Raw genomic sequence first — 15,777 nt, 5'->3', positions numbered from 1 at the left:
CGTAACAGATGTTTTGCTGAAAATTTAGCAAAGCATCTTTTTATTTCGCGATTGGAAAAGAATCTTTGTGAAAGAACCTTTATTTTTTGTATAATGTACTGCATGAGGAAGTGAATTTTACATGATACAATCACAAAAACTTTGGACAATTGATGAGCCAGAACAACAACTAATCGAACAACTAACTTCACAATTAGGTGTATCCACGATTGCAGCGAAAATTTTAATTGCACGTGGCTGCAAAACGGCAGAACAAGCCGCTCCGTTATTAAAAATTGATGCAAGCCAGTATCATGACCCATTTTTAATGGCAGGAATGGATGAGGCAGTTGCACGAATTGAACAGGCCCTAGAGACCGGCGAGAAGATATTAGTATACGGAGATTATGATGCCGATGGAATAACTAGCACAACGGTCATGCTAAACGTCTTACTCGATTTAGGGGCAGATGTAGACTTCGTCATTCCAAATCGTTTTAAGCATGGCTACGGCCCGAATGCGGAGCTGTTTCGCGAGGCACATGCAAATGGTTTTGGACTCATTATTACCGTAGATAACGGCATTAGTGGAATTGAACCGGTAAAGCTTGCCCGTGAACTTGGTATGGACGTCATTATTACCGATCACCATGAAGCGGGAGAAATCTTACCGGATGCGAATATTATCGTGCACCCGCGTATACCAGCAGGGCATTATCCGTTTGGTGAGCTTGCAGGTGTTGGGGTAGCGTTTAAATTAGCACACGCACTTTACGGTGAATTACCTGACCATTTATTTGAATATGTGGCGATTGGCACGATTGCCGATTTAGTCCCATTAGTCGGAGAAAATCGCTATCTTGTACAGCGCGGATTAAAGGCATTGCAAGAATCGTATAACCCGTGGGTACCGGCACTATGTGAAGCATCGGGTGCCAATCAACAGGACATTACTGAAGAAACGGTTGGCTTTTATTTTGGACCTCGTTTAAATGCGATTGGGCGTCTTGGAGATGCGCAACCAGGTGTGGAATTTTTAATGAGCGAAAGCCAGCCGGATGCCAACAGATTAGCCAAGCAACTAAATGATAAAAATACGGAACGTAAAAAAATTGTAGAAGACATTGCGGATGAAGCAATTGCCCTGATTGAAAGTACACCGGCTTTAAAAGAATCCCTTGTTTTAGTCGTAGCTGGTGAAGGTTGGAATCCGGGGGTTGTGGGGATTGTAGCCTCGCGTTTAGTTGAAAAATACTATCGCCCAACGATTGTGCTGTCAATAGACCGAGAAAAGGGAATGGCAAAAGGCTCTGCGCGTAGTATTGAAGGCTTCCATTTATTTAACGAATTAGCGAAAAATCGTGATATCCTCCCGCACTTTGGTGGACATCCGATGGCAGCGGGCATGACGTTAGCAATCGAGCATGTCGATGAATTACGTATCCGTTTACATCAGCAAGCAAGTGCCTGCTTAACAGAAGACCAGTTAATTCAAAAGCTACATATTGATGTGCCGATTGAATTAAACGAAATTAGCGTGGAAGCGATCGAAGAAATCCGTGGGTTAGCCCCGTTTGGTACAGAATTCCCGAAACCAAATTTTGCAATTCAATACGTCAAAGTCAAATCGATGCGAAAAATTGGCTCTGCAGAAAACCATTTGAAAATGGAGCTTGAAGATGCGTACGGTTCGCTGGACGCGATCGGCTTTGGTAAAGGGTATTTATTCGATGAAATTTCGTACGGCATTGAGCTATCCCTTGTAGGAGACCTACAAATTAATGAATGGCAAGGCAATAAAAAGCCGCAGTTTATGATTCAAGATATTGGTGTTAAGGATTGGCAGCTTTACGATTACCGTGGAAAGAGTCAAACGGCGAATTGGTTAGCAAAAATTCCAGTTGAACAGACGGACTTTATAGCCTTTTCTGGGCAAACAAAACATGAGTATGCGCAAGCAATGCCCAAGGAAATTGTCCATGTGACAGCGCAAACGGATTTAACGAAACTTGAGCGAAATATTGTGCTGTTAGATTTACCAGAAAACGTCGTACTTTTAGAAAACTTGTTACAAGTAGTGAAAATCGAACGCATTTACGCACATTTTTACACAAAGAATTCAGTCTATATGAACGGCATGCCATCGCGTGATCATTTCAAATGGTACTACGGATTCTTGAAAAAACGTCCGACCTTTAACCTGAATCAACATATTCAACAATTATCGCAACATATTGGACTAAATAGTGAAGTAATTAAGTTTATGACAAAAGTGTTTTTTGAGCTAGGATTTGTTACAATAGAGAATGGTTTGACGACTGTAAACGAAAATGCACCAAAAACCGCATTATCGGAAGCACCGTCATATAAAATGCGTTCGCAACAAATTGAGCTGGAGCAAAAACTTTTATATGCCACATATAGCGAGTTAAAACAATGGTTTGATGAACGATTGAGTTCTTGAGGAGGAAAAAGGAACGATGGATTTAAAACAATACGTAACAACAGTAGAAAACTGGCCTAAAGAAGGGATCAGCTTTAAGGATATTACAACAATTATGGATAACGGACCTGCATACAAATATGCAACAGACCAAATTGTCGAGTATGCGAAAGAAGTTGGTGCTGAAATTATCGTAGGACCAGAAGCACGCGGATTCATTATCGGGTGCCCAGTAGCATACGCACTTGAAATCGGTTTCGCCCCAGTGCGTAAGCCAGGTAAATTACCACGTGAAGTAATCTCAGCTGATTACGGCTTAGAATATGGTACAGATACATTAACAATGCACAAAGATGCAATTAAACCAGGTCAAAAAGTATTAATCTGTGACGATTTACTTGCAACTGGCGGTACAGTAGAAGCAACTGTACGTTTAATCGAAGAATTAGGCGGCGAAGTTGTCGGTGCTGCATTCATCATTGAGTTAATGGAGTTAAATGGCCGCGAGAAAATCAAAAACATTCCAATTAAAACATTAATTCAATATTAATTTAATTGAGGTTCAATCCCAGCTGAATTAAATTATTGATTTTAAGAGACTACTCTGTATATTTGTGCAGGGTAGTTTTTTAATTTGCCTCCAAATTTCCGTTCATTATTTCTACAAATTTCGCAATTCTGCAAAACTATATGCCCACGTGTCTTTACATTTACTAGACATTTTTTATACAATTGAATTTATACTTAACGTGAAAATAAGAAACAAGGTGGACAAACTATGGCGAAAGAACAAATAATGGCGCCCGAAGATGTTTTCGAGCTCGTTAAATCGTATATGAATGAAGAACATGTTGCCTTTGTCGAAAAAGCGTACGAGCTTGCAAAGGAATCACATAAAGAGCAGTTCCGTAGCTCTGGAGAACCGTACATTATTCATCCGGTACAGGTTGCAGGCATCTTAGCTGAACTGCAAATGGATCCAGCAACAGTTGCAGCAGGCTTTTTACACGATGTCGTGGAAGACACAGAAGTGACACGAGAAGACTTAGTCAATGAATTCAGTGAAGAAGTCGCGAAATTAGTTGATGGTGTAACGAAGCTCGGAAAAATTAAATACATGTCTAAAGAAGAACAACAAGCGGAAAATCACCGTAAAATGTTCGTCGCAATGGCACAGGACATTCGTGTCATTTTGATTAAATTAGCGGACCGTCTACACAATATGCGTACCTTAAAGCACCTGCCGGCAGAAAAGCAACGACGTATTTCTCAAGAAACATTAGAAATTTTTGCGCCACTTGCTCATCGTCTAGGAATTTCAAAGGTGAAGTGGGAGCTAGAAGATACCGCGCTACGCTATTTAAACCCACAGCAATATTACCGCATCGTGAGTTTAATGAAGAAAAAGCGTGACGAACGTGAAGCGTACCTAGATAATGTGATGGACGAAATTCATTCACAATTAGAAGAAGTTGAAATCGACGCCGATGTTTACGGTCGTCCGAAGCATTTATATAGTATTTACCGTAAGATGGTACTGCAAAAGAAACAGTTCAACGAAATTTATGACCTGCTTGCCGTACGTATTTTAGTCGACAGTATTAAGGATTGCTACGCGGTAATCGGGATTATCCATACATTGTGGAAACCGATGCCAGGTCGCTTTAAAGATTATATCGCCATGCCGAAGCAAAACTTATATCAATCACTGCATACAACTGTCATTGGGCCATACGGAGATCCACTTGAAGTACAAATTCGCACAAAAGAAATGCATAAAATTGCTGAATTTGGTATCGCCGCGCACTGGGCTTATAAAGAAGGAAAAACCGTTGAGCACAATACCGAAAACATCGATCAAAAATTAACTTGGTTCCGTGAAATTTTAGAGTTCCAAAATGAATCATCAAACGCTGCGGAATTTATGGAGTCACTGAAATTCGATTTATTCTCAGACATGGTGTATGTGTTCTCTCCAAAAGGGGACGTCATCGAATTACCAGCAGGCTCAGTACCAATTGACTTTGCGTACCGTGTCCACTCAGAAGTCGGCAACAAAACAATTGGTGCCAAAGTAAATGGGAAGATGGTGCCACTGGATACGCCGTTAAAAACGGGTGATATCATTGAAGTGCTTACATCGAAACAGTCGTTTGGGCCAAGCCGTGATTGGATTAAAATTGCCCAAAGTAGCCAGGCCAAAAATAAAATTAAACAGTTCTTTAAAAAGCATGTACGCGAAGACAGTGTCGTGAAAGGTAAAGAGCTTGTTGAAAAAGAAATTAAGGCACAAGAGTTTGATCTAAAAGAAGTCTTAACGACTGAAAATATTAAACGTGTTATTGAGAAATTCAACTATACACATGAAGACGATCTTTATGCAGCAGTAGGTGTCGGTGGCATTACCGCACAACAAATCGTCAACCGCCTTGCTGAAAAAATGCGTAAAGAGCGCGAGCAAGAAGAGGCATTTGAAAAAATCGTCAAAAATATGAACAATAATTCGCCGAAAAAACGTACGGAATCAGGAGTTGTCGTAAAGGGTATTGATAACTTATTAATTCGTTTATCACGCTGTTGTACACCCGTACCAGGAGATGAAATTGTTGGCTTCATTACAAAAGGGCGAGGCGTATCAGTCCACCGCGCAGATTGTCCAAACATTCAAGAAGACGAAAATGTAGAGCGCTTAATTGAAGTTGAGTGGGAAAATGCTGGAACGCAAATTCGTAAAGAGTACCCAGTTGATATTGAAATTTCAGCGTATGACCGCCCAGGTGTATTAAATGATGTCATGCATGCGGTAAGTGAAGCAAAAACGAATATTTTAGCTGTAACAGGCCGTGCAGACCGCGATAAGATTGCAACGATTCATTTAACGATTGCGATTTCAAATATTTCTGGACTGCATAAAGTCGTAGAAAAAATAAAGCAACTACCGGATATCTATTCGGTACAGCGCGTAATTAATTAAGAGATAGAAGGGGACCCCTATGCGAGTCGTATTACAACGTTCAAAAAATGCATCGGTAACGGTTGATGACCAAATTACCGGTGCTATTGATAAAGGCTATGTCTTATTAGTAGGTATTACACATAGCGATACAATCGAAGACATTCAATATGTCGCAAAAAAAATTGCCGATTTACGTATTTGGGAAGACGAAGAAGGTAAGATGAACCGTGCCATCCATGAAGTTGGTGGGTCAATTTTATCGGTTTCACAATTTACGTTATATGCGGATACAAAAAAAGGGAAGCGTCCGAGCTTTATCGAAGCCGCGCGACCTGAGCAAGCAGAGCCCCTGTGGCACGCCTTTAACAAAGAGCTGACAACACATGGTTTACATGTGGAAACCGGTATTTTTGGGGCTATGATGGATGTTGCTTTAGTTAATGATGGTCCTGTAACGATCATTGTTGAGTCAAAACCAAAATAATAGACGAACGAATCACTCCTTTTGTGCATATTGTAGGGTATGCAAGTAAAGGAGTGATTTTTTGGTACAAATGAATAATTTTTCAAATGCCTATTGGCTCGATGCCATTCAGCATTATTTAGGGCAAATGGTCGCTGTCCAACAAACAGGGAATCATGTACAGCATGGTATTTTAGCAGCTGTCTGTCCGGATTATATTTTGCTCGATGTATGCCGCACTCCCTTCTACATTCGTACCGATCAAATTGTGTGGGTTACACCGTTTGCAAATCGTAAAGACTAAGGTATAGCACAGCTTCTACTGGCATATGCTTTTGTGAGTAGGAGGGGTGCAAGTTTGTTTCAACGAGTTAATCGCTTGTTAATTGATTTGCCACAAGTAGAATACGGGGACGCGAATGCGGCGAGCGCAGTTCAGGAACTACTTGGTGGTAAATTTGGTGAAATGTCGACGCTTAATAATTATATGTACCAATCTTTTAACTTCCGTGGGAAAAAGAAGCTCAAACCATTTTATGATCTTGTGGCAAGCATTACGGCAGAGGAATTTGGGCATGTTGAGTTAGTTGCCAATACGATTAATTTACTTAGTAAGAACAGTTCGTTTCCGGGTGTGCCGAATATTGCACCTATGCAAAATGCGAAAAATATGCGGAATACCCAAAGTTTTATTGCTGCAGCGCAAACGGCACTTCCTGTCGATTCAATGGGCAAACCGTGGAACGGCGAATATGTGTTTTCAAGTGGCAATTTAGTGCTCGACCTGCTGCATAATTTCTTCTTGGAATGTGGAGCGCGTACGCATAAAATGAGGGTGTTTGAAATGACGGATCATCCAACCGCACGTGAAATGATTGGTTATTTGCTCGTACGTGGTGGGGTGCATATCATTGCCTATGCCAAAGCGCTTGAAATGGCAACGGGACTCGATGTCACAAGGATGCTACCGATTCCAAGTCTTGATAATCATGTATTCGATCAAGCAAGAAAATATGAGGAGCGCGGCTACGGCAATGTGCTGTTTACATGGAATTATGTTGGGGACTATCAAGATATCGATAAAATTTGGAAAGGTCCACATCCAATGACGAACGCGCCTCTTATTGTAAAAGAGGGCACACCAAAGGGCGCGAAAATTCCAGATTTAAACGAGTTACCAGAAGAATTTGCGCCGGGAATTGGTCCTGAGGAATATCAAATGATAGCGAAACGATTAATGGCAAACTTATAAAAAGACGACGAGCACCGAGCTGAACTGCACCCCAATTGTTAGACACATCTAACAATTGGAGGTGCAGTTTTTATATGGCGAAATTTACCGCAGAAGAAAAATTACAGGCAGCTTTACGCTATTTGGAAGGGAAAGAAAGTTATTGTGAAATCACTCGATCAATAGGAGTAGATCATAACGCGCTTCCAAAATGGGTGAAACAGTACGAGCTTCAAGGCATAAATGCATTTATAAAACAATATACAAATTATTCAGCACAGTTTAAACTAGACGTACTAAACTTCATGATTGAAAACGGTACGTCCTCACTTGAAACAGCGGCTATCTTCGGCATAGCTGCACCATCAACCATACGTCAATGGCGAAAACAGTTTGAAACAAAAGGATTCGATGCCCTTCAATCAAAGAAAAAGGGGCGTCCATCCATGAAAAAAGAAACAAAGAAACAACCAAAACAAGCACCAGTAGAAGGCTCACCAGAAGCGCTTCAAGCTGAAATCGACCGTCTACGTATGGAAAACGAGTATTTAAAAAAGTTGAACGCCTTAGTTCAAGCCAAGGAAACATCACCAAAGAAGACAAAGTAAAGGTCATCTATGAATTAAGGCATAAATACTCGGTGAAGGCGCTTGTGGCATTCGCAGAAATTCCACGTAGCACGTACTACGATTTAGTGAAGAAGATAAATCGACCGGATCCAGACGCCGAGCTAAAAGTAGAAATTCAAGCGATTTATAACGAACACGAAGGTCGGTATGGCTATCGTCGTATTCGTGATGAGCTAGCGAATCGTGGGCAAAAAGTGAATCATAAGAAAGTACAGCGACTCATGAAAGCGCTCGGTTTAAAATGCATCGTGCGTATGAAAAAATATAAGTCGTATAAAGGGACAGTAGGTAAAATTGCGCCAAACATTTTAGAACGTAACTTTATAGCTGAAGCGCCAAATGAAAAGTGGGTAACAGACATTACAGAGTTTAAATTGTTTGGCGAAAAGCTTTATTTATCGCCTGTATTAGACTTATTTAATGGCGAAATCATCACGTATACAATTGGCTCAAGACCAACGTATACTTTGGTTTCGGAGATGTTGGAGAGGGCGTTAGAACACTTGCCAGAGGAACACCAGCTCCTGATGCATTCTGACCAAGGTTGGCATTATCAAATGAAACAGTATCGTCATACGCTTCAAGCACGAGGAATTGTGCAGAGTATGTCTCGTAAAGGGAATTGTCACGATAATTCCGTAATGGAAAACTTCTTTGGCATTATGAAATCAGAATTTCTTTACTTGAAGGAATTTGAAAATGTCGAACAGTTTAAAGAAGAGCTAGAAAAATACATGAGTTACAATACAAAACGAATCAAGGCAAAATTAAAACTGAGTCCGGTAGAATACCGAACTCAGTTTACTCAAGCTGCCTAGATGAAATAACCGTGTCTAACTTTTAGGGGTCACTTCAAGCTCGTCGTCTTTTTATTATTTGCAATACGCTACAACTGTATGATAATCTAAATCCCCACCAAAAATGGATAACGCACTGCCGATTGTGACATGTAATTTTCCATCAGCAATCAGCTCGAATTTTTTCAAATCGTCAAGTGAACGCACACCGCCTGCATACGTTGTCGGAATTGACGTCCACGCGGCTAAATCACGCACCAATTCTTCTTGCATACCACTACGTTTACCTTCTACGTCAACTGCGTGAATCAATAATTCATCGCAGTAGTTTTCGATTTGTTTAATCGATTCGGCGTTTACTTCAAAATCACTAAATTTCGTCCACTTATCGGTTACGACAAACCATTTGTCGTCGCGCTTACGACAGCTCAAATCGATGACTAATTTTTCTTTGCCTACTACCGCCACTAATTTTTCAAGGCGAGCTTGGTCTAGCATGCCATCATGGAAAATATAAGAAGTGACAATAACATGGGACGCACCGGCTTCTATGTATTTATTTGCGTTGTCGGCCGTAATGCCACCGCCAACTTGTAAGCCATTTGGATACGCCTGTAATGCGCGGATGGCTGCTTGTTCATTACCAGGTCCAAGCATAATAACGTGGCCACCTGTTAACTTGTTTTGCTGGAACAACGATGCGTAATACGATGCATCATGCTCTGACGTGAAATTTTCTACCACTTCTTTGTCCTTGTAGCCAAGAGTACTACCGACAATTTGTTTTACTTTTCCATCATGTAAATCAATACACGGTCTAAATTGCATAACGTCACTACCTTTACATAAATAATAGTCCTATCATAACATTTTAACGCACTGAATTAATAGAAAAATCAGACGTGCAGATCCGAAAGACAGTATAGGTGCCATATGGTAAAATGGCGTTACGAAGAAAAAAGAAAGTGTGGCATGAAAATGGCGGAAAATCTCAATTTATTCGAGCTAAATAAAAACTTTATTTTAGGTCGCCCCATCGTAACAATATTTCATAATGCAACGAATATGTACTCCATTGTTCGTGTCAAAATTCAAGAAACGAATATCCAGCATGAGGAAAAGGAAATTATCGTTGTTGGCTATTTTCCAAAATTAACGGAAGACGAGCTATACCGCTTTACCGGGCAAGTAAAAACCCATCCAAAATACGGACTGCAGTTTCAAATTGAAACATTTGAAAAGGAAGTACCGACAACCGAGCAGGGCATTGTCCATTATTTATCCAGTGACTTATTCACAGGGGTCGGTCGAAAAACAGCCGAAATAATTGTCGAAAAGCTCGGACTCAATGCACTCACAATTATTTTAGAGGACGCGTCTGCGCTTGATGCCGTTCCGCGTTTGTCAGCTGAAAAGAAGTTACACATTCGCCAAACGATTGAAGAAAACTTAGGGCTTGAGCGTGTGATGGTTCGCCTGAATGAATGGGGCTTTGGTCCACAACTGGGAATGAAGATTTATCAGGCGTATCGCGAGGAAACGATCACGCTATTAACTGAAAATCCGTACCGTTTAATTGAAGAGGTTGAAGGGGTCGGCTTTATTCGTGCAGATGAACTAGGCTCCAAGCTAGGTATTACCGGTAATCACCCAGATCGTATTAAGGCGGCGATTTTTCATGTGCTAACACAGGCGGCGCTGTCAGAAGGTCATGTTTACTTAGATGCCGAAATGGTGTTACCGCAAGTGAAATCGATGCTTGAGCAAAGTCAACGTATTGAAATACCATATGAAGCGATTTCACAAGCTGCAATCGACATGCGTGAGCAATCGAAAATTTGCGGCGAAGAAACGCGTATGTATTTGCCTTCCCTGTATTTTAGTGAGGTTGGCATTGCGAGTAAAATTAATGAACTGAAAGAAAAAAATAAATTAGCGCAAAATTTCTCGAGTGACGAAATTCGTAAAGCGATTGGCGATATTGAAGAACAATATGAAGTAACCTATGCACCAACGCAAGCCCAAGCGATTGAAACCGCGCTCAACTCAGCGGTTATGATTTTAACAGGTGGCCCAGGTACGGGGAAAACTACGGTTGTGCGCGGATTAGTTGAAGTGTATGCAGAGCTACACGGCTTATCGCTAGATCCGAAAACGTATGCGGAAAAAGAAGAGCCGTTTCCCATTGTGTTAGCGGCACCTACAGGACGCGCCGCGAAACGGTTAGCAGAATCAACGGGCTTACCCGCAATGACAATTCACCGTTTACTTGGATTTAACGGTCATGAAAAGGATGAGGAGACTGAGCGTGAGGTAGTGGGACGTCTTATTATTATCGATGAGATGTCAATGGTCGATACATGGCTTGCCCATCAGTTACTAAAAGCATTACATGAAGATGTACAAGTTGTGTTTGTTGGCGACCAGGATCAGCTACCGCCTGTAGGTCCAGGGCAAGTATTAAAGGACTTACTCGGTTCACAACAAATTCCTATCGTCGAATTAACGGACGTCTATCGTCAAGCGGAAGGCTCAACGATAATCGAAATGGCGCACCAAATTAAAAAAGGGATTGTCCCAGATACATTAACGGCAAAAACGTCAGATCGTTCGTTTATTCAAGCGGCGGGTGCCCAGGTGACGAGTGTAGTCACGCAAGTTGTCAAAGGGGCATTAGCAAAGGGTCAGGCCATTCGTGATATTCAAGTGCTTGCACCGATGTACCGAGGTCCGGCTGGGATTGATAATTTAAATAAAGAAATTCAACAGCTCGTGAATCCAAATGATGGGACGCGAAAAGAGCTTGTGTTCGGAGATACGATTTACCGGATTGGTGATAAAGTATTACAGCTTGTCAATCAGCCAGAAAACAATGTATTTAATGGGGATATGGGGGAAGTCATCGCTATTATCCGTGCAAAAGAAACTGTAGAAAAGCAAGACCTCCTTGTTGTGTCATATGATGGTATTGAAGTGACGTATCAACGACCAGACCTAAATCAAATTACACTTGCCTATTGCTGTTCGATTCATAAATCACAAGGCTCAGAGTTCCAAACGGTGATTATGCCAGTTGTGCGCGGTTATTCGAAAATGCTACGACGTAACTTACTTTATACAGGTATTACGCGTGCTAAAAACTTTTTAATTTTATGTGGGGAACCAGACGTCTTGGCAAAAGGACTCGCAACGACCGATGATTTAATGCGTCTAACGACATTAAAGGCACGATTAAATCCGGCATTAGTAACAGAAGTCACTGTAAATTCTGTCGCAGCAGCTCCGCCTGTAACACAACAAAAAGAACCTTCAGAAACAAAGCCACAGCCAGCCCCAAAAGAGCCAGCTTCAGAACAGCTCGGCTTATTGAATACTGTAGATTCTCATAAAATTGGTGAAGCACTGCCGACGCAACTAACGACGGAAACAGCACCATACATTCATCCACTAATTGGCATAGATGGTATTTCGCCATATGATTTTAATGAGTAAATACTTGAAATTAAATCCAGTAAATTCTTCGCGTGCACTCGAAGAATTTACTGGATTTTTTATACTTTTTAAAGTTGTAACACATCGTTGTAGTAAATAAAACGCATAAAAGTAATCTTTGTAAACAAGTAAAAAGTGAAATGAGTTAGATAAATTCGACTTCGTTCGACAAAAAAGTTTGAATCTTAGTTTATTTGGGGTAGAAATTTAAGATGAAACCGTCGAATTATGTCGTAAAAATCAGAAATTTTATAAAAAACTATTAATTAATGTTATAGAAATGGGTATGTTAGTATGAAAAAAACTAATATGACGTCCGAAATCGGATGTCAGTAAATGTAAATGAAAAGGTTTTCAAAACTAAAAAAGAGGTGCACATACAGTGGATTACATTTGGGGTATCATTGGTATTCTTGTCGTGATCGGTATTGCGATCACGTTGTCAAGCAATCGTAAAGCGATTCAGTGGAGAATCATTTTATCAGGTTTAGTCGTACAACTTATTTTTGCTTTTATCGTACTGAAATGGTCAGCAGGCCGTGAAGCATTGATGAAGCTTTCAGAAGGTGTACAAAAATTAATTAGCTATGCGAACGAAGGGGTAACTTTCGTATTCGGCGGCTTAGCAAATCCAGATAACGTAGGATTCGTATTTGCGATGAGCGTATTAACAATTATTATTTTCTTCTCATCTTTAATCGCAGTTCTTTATTACTTAGGAATTATGCAATTTATTATTAAAATTATTGGTGGTTTCTTATCAAAAGTATTAGGAACTACAAAAGCAGAATCAGTAAACGCTGCGGCTAACATTTTCGTTGGTCAAACGGAAGCGCCACTTGTAATTCGTCCATTCTTAAATAAAATGACGAAATCGCAAATGTTCGCAGTAATGACAGGTGGTCTTGCATCTGTATCGGGTTCTGTATTAATTGGTTATTCATTATTAGGTGTTCCTTTAGAATATTTATTAGCAGCAAGCTTCATGGCTGCACCAGCCGGTTTAATCATGGCGAAATTAATGATTCCAGAAACAGAAGAAGTGAATGAGGACGACTTCAAATTAGAGCGTAACTCAGAAGCGACAAACGTAATTGATGCAGCGGCTCAAGGTGCATCAGATGGTATGAAATTAGCAGTTAACGTTGGAGCAATGTTATTATGCTTCATCGCATTAATCGCCTTATTAAATGGTATTTTAGGCGGCGTATTTGGTATCTTCGGTTTAGATAACGTAACATTAGAAGGTATTTTAGGTTATGTCTTTGCTCCACTTGCGTTTGCAATCGGTGTTCCTTGGGAAGAGGCAGTTCGCGCGGGTTCATTTATCGGTCAAAAATTAATCTTAAATGAATTTGTTGCATATTCTAACTTCGGTCCAGTGATTGGTGAATTATCTGATAAAACAGGTATCATCATTTCATTCGCACTTTGCGGTTTCGCAAACTTAAGCTCTATGGGTATTTTAATCGGTGGACTTGGTGGAATGGCACCAGACAAACGTAGCTTGATCGCTAAACTTGCTGTAAAAGCAGTAGTAGCGGGTACGTTAGCATCATTATTATCTGCTGCAATCGCAGGTATGTTCTTATAATTAGTAAAGGCTATTTGAAGGTGCAACTTCAAATAGCCTTTTTTTTAATACTGAATTTCCGAGGCTAATTGTTCCAGTGTTGTGCGATTTGATAAAAGGTAACCACGATTTTGTTTTGTTAAATAGCCAGCTTCGGTAAACTGCGCTAGAACAAAAAGTAAGTGGCGGTAAGATACGCCTAAGTATTCACATACCTCGGTATGCTTTTCTTTGTAAAAATCATGGTCAGATGACAGTAATATAAATGAAGCGAGCCGGTTTTCAAGTGGATACGCTTGGTTTTGTGTATATTTGGCGGTCATATTTGTCGTTTTTGAACTTAGAAACAGACAGAGCATTTTTAAAAACACGGGATCAGTTAATAGTTTATCTTTCACATCACGGAACGGGATCACAAGGCAAATCGTTTTTGTGACGGTTTGAATCCCTTTTGAATAGCGTGCTTCGTTTAATAATTCAATTTCACCCATAATGGTAGGGGACGTTAAAAATTCGATTAACGAGATTTTGCCATTTTTATGCGTAATGTAAAGTTTCGCTTTGCCTTCTACCATGTAATAAAGCGCTTCAGGATAGGACTGCTCGTAAAATATATATTCGCCTTTCTCAAATTCATATACCTGAATAAATGGTGAAATATCAAATGAAAAAAAGTGAGAAATCGGGTAGTTCTGTATATAATGAATCGCTTCATCATGTGCTAACTTTCTCAAAGTATAATGCAACTCCTAATTAAAAAATATGAGATATCTCACATTATTGTAAAATGTATCGTGCTAAAATTCAATGTATTAGAATTTGTAAAAAAGGAAGGTTTTGTATGAACGAACAACGCTGGTTAGCGAAGAACTTTTTTATGTTTTTTGCGACTTGGGGTATTTTTATTGCTTACTGGACAGGTTGGCTGATCAATGATAAAGAGCTTTCAGTTTCAGACGCAAGTATTATTATGGGTTTCGGACTCGTTGCACGAGCGATTTCGACGATGTTTATTTTCCCGTATGTCTCAAAAATTATGAGTAATAAACATGTGTTAATATTTTTTACGCTTACATCATTAATTGTCACGATTTTATATATTCCGGTGAATTCATTTGCAGGTCTATTTATTATTACGATGTTATTTAGTGTGTTTTATCCAGCGCTTTTACCAGCTGTAGAAAGCAGTGCCTCTACATTAATGCAGCATGGTAAAGTACATTATGGTAAAGCACGTTCACTGGGTTCATTTGGCTATGTGGTTGCGGTGTTAATTATTAGTATGTTAACTGGCGTTTACGGTGAGCAAACGATTTTATGGCTGATGATTTTAGGGTTAACAGCATTACTCATCATTCAATTAATGCCAGCACCACCAATGTTAAGTGTTTTACCGAAGCAGGAAAAATCAAACTCCATTTCGATGAAAGACTTGTTTAAAATGAAAAGTTTTGTCGTTGTTTTAATTGTAGTGATCTTACTGCAAGGGGCACACGCATCGTATTACAACTATGGTTATATTTATTTACAAGAATTAAATGTCAGTGCCTTTTATATTGGCATGATTTTAAATGTCGCGGTCATCTTTGAAATTTTATATTTCTTAAAAGCAGACACATTTTTAACAAAGTGGAAGCCATCTTCATTACTTCTATTAGCAGCAGTTGGTTCGACATTACGCTGGATTTTAGTTTACGCGTTCCCGAATATGCCAGTATTCGTTGTATCGCAAGCACTACATGCACTGTCGTTTGCAATGGCGCACTATGCATTTATTCAGTACATTACAAAAGCATTACCGAAAGAACAAATTCCTAACGCACAGGGCATGTATTCCGCTTTAGCGATGAGCTTAAGTGCGGCGCTTTTGACGTTATTAGGTGGAGCGTTATACGAAATTGAACCGGGCTTAGCCTTCTTAGGAATGATCATCTTTACAGTACCGGCCATCTTCCTAATTATTTTTACGAAAAAACGTTTCGATTATTAACAAGTGGCGATTGACAGTAGGTTTTCATTTTTCTATAATAAACAAAGAATATAAATGAAAACGATGATGGAACAAGTACGTAATCGTAACCATGTATAGAAAGAGATTTCTTGGCTGAAAAAATCTCCATGACACATTACCGAAAGCTACTCCAGAGTGCAGCTAATTCCTGCCGTGTGCTTACGTTACAAGCATCTGAGATATAACGACTTATCGTTATAAAT

The 15,777-nt window shown here is 40.0% G+C and carries 12 protein-coding genes and 1 other annotated feature (1 of these 13 only partly in view); of the genes, 10 read left to right on the top strand and 2 right to left on the bottom strand.

Annotated elements, in window-relative coordinates:
• The first annotated feature begins 121 nt into the window (after nt 1–121).
• From recJ to NSQ62_RS14240, 7 genes are all read left to right on the top strand, one after another.
• Entirely contained in the window at nt 122–2,443 is a 2,322-nt protein-coding gene (recJ, locus tag NSQ62_RS14270) for a single-stranded-DNA-specific exonuclease RecJ (protein WP_341320799.1), read from the top strand.
• Between the two features lie 16 nt (nt 2,444–2,459).
• The gene (locus NSQ62_RS14265) at nt 2,460–2,972 is read left to right on the top strand and encodes an adenine phosphoribosyltransferase (protein ID WP_341320798.1); all 513 of its coding nucleotides are present in this window, start codon (nt 2,460–2,462) and stop codon (nt 2,970–2,972) included.
• Between the two features lie 228 nt (nt 2,973–3,200).
• Entirely contained in the window at nt 3,201–5,396 is a 2,196-nt protein-coding gene (locus NSQ62_RS14260) for a bifunctional (p)ppGpp synthetase/guanosine-3',5'-bis(diphosphate) 3'-pyrophosphohydrolase (RefSeq protein WP_341320797.1), read from the top strand.
• Between the two features lie 19 nt (nt 5,397–5,415).
• Nucleotides 5,416–5,862 carry a D-aminoacyl-tRNA deacylase gene (gene dtd, locus NSQ62_RS14255; protein WP_341320796.1) on the top strand — a complete coding sequence of 149 codons (447 nt, stop codon included), beginning with the start codon at nt 5,416–5,418 and terminating at the stop codon, nt 5,860–5,862.
• A gap of 70 nt (nt 5,863–5,932) precedes the next feature.
• Nucleotides 5,933–6,145, top strand: coding sequence for a YuzF family protein (locus tag NSQ62_RS14250; RefSeq protein ID WP_341323945.1), 213 nt, complete (start codon nt 5,933–5,935; stop codon nt 6,143–6,145).
• Nucleotides 6,146–6,199: 54 nt separating this feature from the next.
• Complete coding sequence (locus NSQ62_RS14245; RefSeq protein WP_341320795.1) at nt 6,200–7,093, top strand: manganese catalase family protein; 894 nt, start codon at nt 6,200–6,202, stop codon at nt 7,091–7,093.
• Nucleotides 7,094–7,167: 74 nt separating this feature from the next.
• Nucleotides 7,168–8,519, top strand: a protein-coding gene (locus NSQ62_RS14240) for an IS3 family transposase (protein WP_341320794.1) whose coding sequence is annotated in 2 segments (ribosomal slippage) — nt 7,168–7,621 and nt 7,621–8,519 — 1,353 coding nt in all. Because the reading frame shifts where the segments join, the coding sequence is not laid out codon by codon here.
• 54 nt (nt 8,520–8,573) lie between these two features.
• Here NSQ62_RS14240 and hisA read toward each other — a convergent pair.
• Nucleotides 8,574–9,326, bottom strand: coding sequence for a phosphoribosylformimino-5-aminoimidazole carboxamide ribotide isomerase (hisA, locus tag NSQ62_RS14235; protein WP_341320793.1), 753 nt, complete (start codon nt 9,324–9,326; stop codon nt 8,574–8,576).
• A 150-nt stretch (nt 9,327–9,476) separates the two neighbouring features.
• Between hisA and NSQ62_RS14230 the strand changes: the two genes are divergently transcribed.
• Together NSQ62_RS14230 and NSQ62_RS14225 are read left to right on the top strand one after the other, a co-directional pair.
• On the top strand, nt 9,477–11,990 hold the full coding sequence (locus NSQ62_RS14230; protein WP_341323944.1) for an ATP-dependent RecD-like DNA helicase: 2,514 nt from the start codon (nt 9,477–9,479) through the stop codon (nt 11,988–11,990).
• Nucleotides 11,991–12,372: 382 nt separating this feature from the next.
• Nucleotides 12,373–13,584, top strand: coding sequence for a NupC/NupG family nucleoside CNT transporter (locus tag NSQ62_RS14225; protein WP_341320792.1), 1,212 nt, complete (start codon nt 12,373–12,375; stop codon nt 13,582–13,584).
• A gap of 44 nt (nt 13,585–13,628) precedes the next feature.
• Here NSQ62_RS14225 and yeiL read toward each other — a convergent pair whose 3' ends face one another.
• Complete coding sequence (gene yeiL, locus NSQ62_RS14220; RefSeq protein ID WP_341320791.1) at nt 13,629–14,297, bottom strand: transcriptional regulator YeiL; 669 nt, start codon at nt 14,295–14,297, stop codon at nt 13,629–13,631.
• 107 nt (nt 14,298–14,404) lie between these two features.
• On the opposite strand from yeiL, the gene NSQ62_RS14215 reads away from it, so the two are divergent.
• A complete protein-coding gene (locus NSQ62_RS14215; RefSeq protein WP_341320790.1) occupies nt 14,405–15,553 on the top strand; it encodes a 3-phenylpropionate MFS transporter in 1,149 nt (382 codons plus the stop codon).
• Between the two features lie 54 nt (nt 15,554–15,607).
• Nucleotides 15,608–15,777, top strand: a binding site (T-box leader); it runs 38 nt beyond the window's last position.

This window comes from Solibacillus sp. FSL H8-0523 (assembly GCF_038051985.1).
GTDB lineage: Bacteria > Bacillota > Bacilli > Bacillales_A > Planococcaceae > Solibacillus.
The sequence above is the reverse complement of the archived record's forward strand: the minus strand, read 5'-3'. Positions and strand labels throughout refer to the sequence as shown.

What these genes read in the sequence shown, in the direction of transcription:
- recJ (WP_341320799.1), top strand. Translation starts at nt 122, where the DNA reads ATGATACAATCACAAAAACTTTGGACAATTGATGAGCCAGAACAACAA.
- NSQ62_RS14265 (WP_341320798.1), top strand. Translation starts at nt 2,460, where the DNA reads ATGGATTTAAAACAATACGTAACAACAGTAGAAAACTGGCCTAAAGAA.
- NSQ62_RS14260 (WP_341320797.1), top strand. Translation starts at nt 3,201, where the DNA reads ATGGCGAAAGAACAAATAATGGCGCCCGAAGATGTTTTCGAGCTCGTT.
- dtd (WP_341320796.1), top strand. Translation starts at nt 5,416, where the DNA reads ATGCGAGTCGTATTACAACGTTCAAAAAATGCATCGGTAACGGTTGAT.
- NSQ62_RS14250 (WP_341323945.1), top strand. Translation starts at nt 5,933, where the DNA reads ATGAATAATTTTTCAAATGCCTATTGGCTCGATGCCATTCAGCATTAT.
- hisA (WP_341320793.1), bottom strand. Translation starts at nt 9,326, where the DNA reads ATGCAATTTAGACCGTGTATTGATTTACATGATGGAAAAGTAAAACAA.
- NSQ62_RS14230 (WP_341323944.1), top strand. Translation starts at nt 9,477, where the DNA reads ATGGCGGAAAATCTCAATTTATTCGAGCTAAATAAAAACTTTATTTTA.
- NSQ62_RS14215 (WP_341320790.1), top strand. Translation starts at nt 14,405, where the DNA reads ATGAACGAACAACGCTGGTTAGCGAAGAACTTTTTTATGTTTTTTGCG.